The organism is Allobosea sp. (assembly GCF_030694325.1).
Lineage (GTDB): Bacteria > Pseudomonadota > Alphaproteobacteria > Rhizobiales > Beijerinckiaceae > Allobosea.
This window is the reverse complement of record NZ_JAUXYO010000224.1, coordinates 1-4,709: the sequence shown is the minus strand read 5'-3', so window position 1 is coordinate 4,709 and position 4,709 is coordinate 1. Positions and strand designations below refer to the sequence as shown.

6 protein-coding genes are annotated in these 4,709 nt (G+C 67.8%); all 6 read right to left on the bottom strand.

Translation table 11 applies throughout. From position 1 onward, the window contains the following. Window positions 1–1,175 (bottom strand): adenosylhomocysteinase (gene ahcY / locus Q8M82_RS14830; RefSeq protein ID WP_305692107.1); only part of this gene is annotated, 1,175 nt, incomplete at its 3' end. A gap of 237 nt (window positions 1,176–1,412) precedes the next feature. After that, on the bottom strand, window positions 1,413–1,742 hold the full coding sequence (locus Q8M82_RS14825) for an HPr family phosphocarrier protein (protein ID WP_371126370.1): 330 nt from the start codon (window positions 1,740–1,742) through the stop codon (window positions 1,413–1,415). A gap of 12 nt (window positions 1,743–1,754) precedes the next feature. Further along, complete coding sequence (locus Q8M82_RS14820; RefSeq protein ID WP_069053509.1) at window positions 1,755–2,156, bottom strand: PTS sugar transporter subunit IIA; 402 nt, start codon at window positions 2,154–2,156, stop codon at window positions 1,755–1,757. A 109-nt stretch (window positions 2,157–2,265) separates the two neighbouring features. After that, window positions 2,266–2,712: an HPr kinase/phosphorylase gene (locus Q8M82_RS14815; protein WP_305692106.1), complete on the bottom strand. Its 447-nt coding sequence runs from the start codon at window positions 2,710–2,712 to the stop codon at window positions 2,266–2,268. Window positions 2,713–2,719: 7 nt separating this feature from the next. Further along, a complete protein-coding gene (locus Q8M82_RS14810; protein WP_305692105.1) occupies window positions 2,720–4,519 on the bottom strand; it encodes a sensor histidine kinase in 1,800 nt (599 codons plus the stop codon). A 62-nt stretch (window positions 4,520–4,581) separates the two neighbouring features. After that, window positions 4,582–4,709 (bottom strand): winged helix-turn-helix domain-containing protein (locus Q8M82_RS14805; protein ID WP_305692108.1); only part of this gene is annotated, 128 nt, incomplete at its 5' end.

The window sequence follows — 4,709 nt, the reverse complement described above, 5'->3', positions numbered from 1 at the left end:
ATCACGAAGCTCGGGTGGCCGGTGGCGTTGCCGAGGTTCACCAGGCGGCCTTCCGACAGCACGATGATGCGCTTGCCGTCGGGGAACTCGATCTCGTCGACCTGCGGCTTGACGTTGTCCCACTTGAAGTTCTTCAGCCCGGCGACCTGGATCTCCGAATCGAAGTGGCCGATGTTGCAGACGATGGCGCGGTGCTTCATCGAGCGCATGTGATCGACGGTGATGACGTCGAGATTGCCCGTGGCGGTGACGAAGATGTCGGCGCGCGGGGCGGCGTCCTCCATCGTCACGACCTCGTAGCCCTCCATCGCCGCCTGCAGGGCGCAGATCGGATCGATCTCGGTGACGAGCACGCGGCAGCCGGCCTGGCGCAGCGAGGCGGCCGAGCCCTTGCCGACGTCGCCATAGCCGGCGACGACCGCGACCTTGCCGGACATCATGACGTCGGTGCCGCGGCGGATGGCGTCGACGAGCGACTCGCGGCAGCCATAGAGGTTGTCGAACTTCGACTTGGTGACCGAGTCGTTGACGTTGATCGCCGGGAAGGGCAGGCGGCCCGCCTTGGCGAGTTCATAGAGGCGGTGCACGCCGGTGGTGGTCTCCTCCGAGACGCCCTTGATCGCGTCGCGGGTCTTGGTGAACCAGCCCGGATTGGCCTTCAGCTCGCGCTTGATCAGCGCGAAGAAGATCGTCTCTTCCTCGTTGCCCGGCTTGTCGAGGAAGTCGGTCTTGCCGGCCTCGGCCTCGGCGCCGAGGATGATCAGCATGGTGAGGTCGCCGCCGTCGTCCAGGATCATGTTTGGCGTGCCGCCGTCGCCCCAGGTCGCGGTCTTCAGCACGTACTCCCAGTACTCCTCCAGCGTCTCGCCCTTGATGGCGAAGACGGGGGTGCCGGTCGCGGCGATCGCGGCGGCAGCGTGGTCCTGGGTCGAGAAGATGTTGCAGGACGACCAGCGCACATCGGCGCCGAGTTCCTTCAGCGTCTCGATCAGCACGGCGGTCTGGATGGTCATGTGCAGGCAGCCGGCGACGCGGGCGCCCTTGAGCGGGAACTTGCCCTTGTGCTCCTCACGGATGGCCATCAGGCCCGGCATCTCGTCCTGGGCCATGTTGATTTCCTTGCGGCCATATTCCGCGAGGCTGATGTCCTTGACGATGTAATCGGTCTTCGACACGGGGCGTGCTCCAGCTGGTCTTCGAATGATGGGCGGGTCCATAGCAGCGCCCACGTCCAAAGGCAATCAAAGATATAAAGATGTCTTTATGTGATCGCTCGAACCGGAGCGGCCGGTCAAGTCAATGACGTATGGTTACCGCGCGCGGCCGCAATCCGTCCGGACGGGCGGTCGCGGATCCGATTGGAAATCAGGGAGCTTGGGGCGCGCGCCGGTCGCCGAAGATGGGACGCGGGGCTACTCGCCCTCGCCGAACCGGTCCGCCACGAGGGCCTGCAGAGCCTTCAGTGCCTCGCTCGCCTCGCGGCCCTTCGCCACCACCGTGATCGTCGAGCCGATGCCGGCTCCGAGCGTCAGGATGCCCATGATCGAGGTCGCGCCGACCGTCTCGCCGCAGCGGGTGACGGTGATGTCGGCGTCGAACGCGGAGGCGCATTGCACGAATTTCGCCGTGGCGCGGGCGTGCAGCCCCTTCTTGTTAACGATCTGGAACTCGCCATAGACGGCGCCCGCAGGGATCTCGACCTCAGGGCAATCGCAGTCGTCGATCTCCTGCCTGTCGTCCACGGCAGCGATTCCTTACTTCCCTGCCAGGACCCGGCTGGCGACGGTGATGTATTTGCGGCCCGCATCCTGCGCGCTGGTCACGGCCTCGTCGAGGGTCTTGTCCTCGCGGACGCTGGCGAGCTTGATCAGCATCGGCAGGTTGACGCCGGCGACGACGTCGATGCGGCCGGGCTCCATCACCGAGATGGCGAGGTTGGAAGGCGTCCCGCCGAACATGTCGGTGAGGACGATGACGCCCTTGCCGGTCTCGACCTGCTCGACCGCCGCGATGATGTCGCGGCGTCGGCCTTCCATGTCGTCATCGGGGGCGATGGCGATGGTGGCGAGGTTCTGTTGGGGGCCGACGACGTGTTCGAGCGCGGCACGGAATTCCGTGGCCAGATGCCCATGCGTCACGAGGACGAGTCCGATCATTCACTATGGCACCGGAGAGCGCTTTCGGCGCCCGGACAAGGTGGCGGTTTATGCGGCAGGTGCGAAGGATAGGCAAGCGGCCCACTTCGAACTTGTCAAATTTTCGACATCAGCCGCCATCGTCGAACAGGCGCAGCGCCGCCAGGACGAGGCGCTCGTCGCCCGCGCGCCCCGCGACCGTCAGCCGCGGCAGGGCGATGCCCTCGAGCCTGTCCAGCAGATCCTCCGGCTGCGGCATGCGCGCCGGCTCGCTCCCGGCGATGTCCACGACGAGCCTCACGACCACGGCCGGCTGGTGCGGCTCCGGCGTCAGCCCGAGCCCCCGCCGCTCGATCAGCCCCTCAAGCGGCGCGACCGGCCTGGCCAGCAGCCGGCCGCTCCTGGCGCTCAGCGCGGTGCGGTCGTCGGCGACCAGCCGCGCGAAGCGGCCGTCCCGGCGCGCCGCGTCGATCAGGGCCAGCCCGAGGCTCGACTTGCCGGCGCCCGACGCCCCGCGGATCAGCACCCCCGCCTCGCCGATCGCGACCGTGGTCGCATGAATGCGTGTGTCCGGCATGCCCGCTTCAATTCGCCTGGGGCAGCGCGGGGAGGCAGACGATGAAGCGCGCGCCCAGCCGCGGCTGCACGCCGTCGGCCCCGGCCGGTCCCAGGCGGTTCTCGGCGCGGATCGTGCCGCGATGCGCCTCGACGATCTGGCGCGAGATCGACAGGCCGAGCCCGGAATTCTGGCCGAACCCCTCGTTGGGACGGTCGGTGTAGAAGCGCTCGAAGATCCGCTCCAGCGCATGCGGCTCGATCCCCGGTCCGCCATCCTCGACCGTGACGAGCACCTTGTCGCCGACCCGCGAGAGCATGACGCGCACCGGGTGGTCCGGCGGCGAGAAGGAGCGGGCATTGTCGATCAGGTTGACGATCACCTGGCCCAGCCGGGAATCATGGCCGAGCACGATGAAGCCATCGCGCCCGCCCGGACGCTGGCCGCGCCGCTCGGTGACGAGCTCGATCATCGGCTGCCTCTCGCGGCGGGTCTCGTTCTGGGCCGAGACCACGGTCTCGAGGATCTGTCCGAGATCGACCGGCCCGGCATCGTTGCGGGCGAGTTCGGCATCGAGCCGCGAAGCGTCGGAAATGTCGGAGATCAGCCGGTCGAGGCGGCGTACATCGTGCTGGATCACCGCCAGGAGCCGGCCCCGTGAATCCTCCGACTTCGCCAAGGGCAGGGTCTCGACGGCGCTGCGCAGCGAGGTCAGCGGATTCTTGAGCTCGTGCGCGACGTCAGCCGCGAAGCTCTCGATCGCCTCGATGCGGCTGTAGAGCGCCTTCGTCATGTCGCGCAGCGAGCCGGAGAGATGGCCGATCTCGTCATGGCGGGCGCTGAAATCGGGAATCTGCTCGCGGGATTTCACACCGCGGCGCACGCGCTGGGCGGCGTCGGCGAGCTTGCGGATCGGCTCCGCGATGGTGCCGGCCAGCAGCACCGAGAGCAGGATCATCACCGCCGCCGAAATCGCGAAGACCTGGAAGATGGCGTAGCGCTCGGAGACGATCACGGCGTCGATGTCGCCGCCCTGCGTCGAGAGCAGCAAAGCGCCCTTGACCGTCCGGAAACGCTGGACCGGCACCGCGACCGAGACGATGGTCTGGCCGCGCGTATTGACGCGCACGATGCTGGCCGGCGAGCCGTTCAGCGCGCGCGCGACCTCCGGATAGGACTTGCCGTTGGCGTTCTCGAAATCGTCATAGGCCGGCACGTCGGCGCGGCCGAGCCGGTTGCGGAACAGGTTCCAGGTCCGCTCCATCAGCGGCGTCTCGTCCGGCTCGCCGACGCGGGGCAGGTCGAGCCGCAGCACGTCGCCGCGCGAGTAGAGGCTGCGCGAATCCAGCGTCAGCAGCCCGTCGCGGTCATAGATCCGGGCCCGTGTCTTGGTCGGCGTCACCAGCCGGCGCAGCAGCGGCGCGACCTTTTCCGGATTGATCGAGAAATCGAGCGGGTCCTCGGCGATGCCGGCGCTCTCGCCCGCCTGCAGCTGCAGCAGCTTGTCGGGATCGATGGTGATCGCGTCCGTCTCGACCGTGGCGGACGCCGCGATCGCGCCGGCGATGATCTCGCCCTGGGTGAGCAGGCTCTGGACGCGCGATTCGATCAGGCTCTCGCGGAACTGGTTGAGATACAGGAACCCGACCAGCAGCGCGACCAGCCCGCCAAGATTGAGCACGACGATGCGTCGGGTCAGGCTGGAGGCGGCCCCGGACGAGATCGCTCGCAGGCTGCGCCGCGCGAAGGCGGCCAGCCGCCGCCGCAGCGCCGGGCGCCCTGCGCCGCCGCCGACCTCCGCCCTGCGCTCGTCGTTGATCGTTGCCATCGCGCAGGTCGTATCCTGTCCCCGTCAGTGCGGCGAGCGCAGCGACGAAGCCATCCGGGGCGTCAGCCTTCCTTGAACCGGTAGCCGACGCCGTACAAGGTCTCGATCATGTCGAAATCGACATCGACCTGGTTGAACTTCTTGCGCAGCCGCTTGATGTGGCTGTCGATGGTGCGGTCGTCGACATAGA

Bases quoted from the DNA above. Each gene is read 5' to 3' on its own strand.
- Q8M82_RS14820 (WP_069053509.1), bottom strand. From the start codon at position 2,156: ATGATCGGACTCGTCCTCGTGACGCATGGGCATCTGGCCACGGAATTC.
- Q8M82_RS14815 (WP_305692106.1), bottom strand. From the start codon at position 2,712: ATGCCGGACACACGCATTCATGCGACCACGGTCGCGATCGGCGAGGCG.
- Q8M82_RS14810 (WP_305692105.1), bottom strand. From the start codon at position 4,519: ATGGCAACGATCAACGACGAGCGCAGGGCGGAGGTCGGCGGCGGCGCA.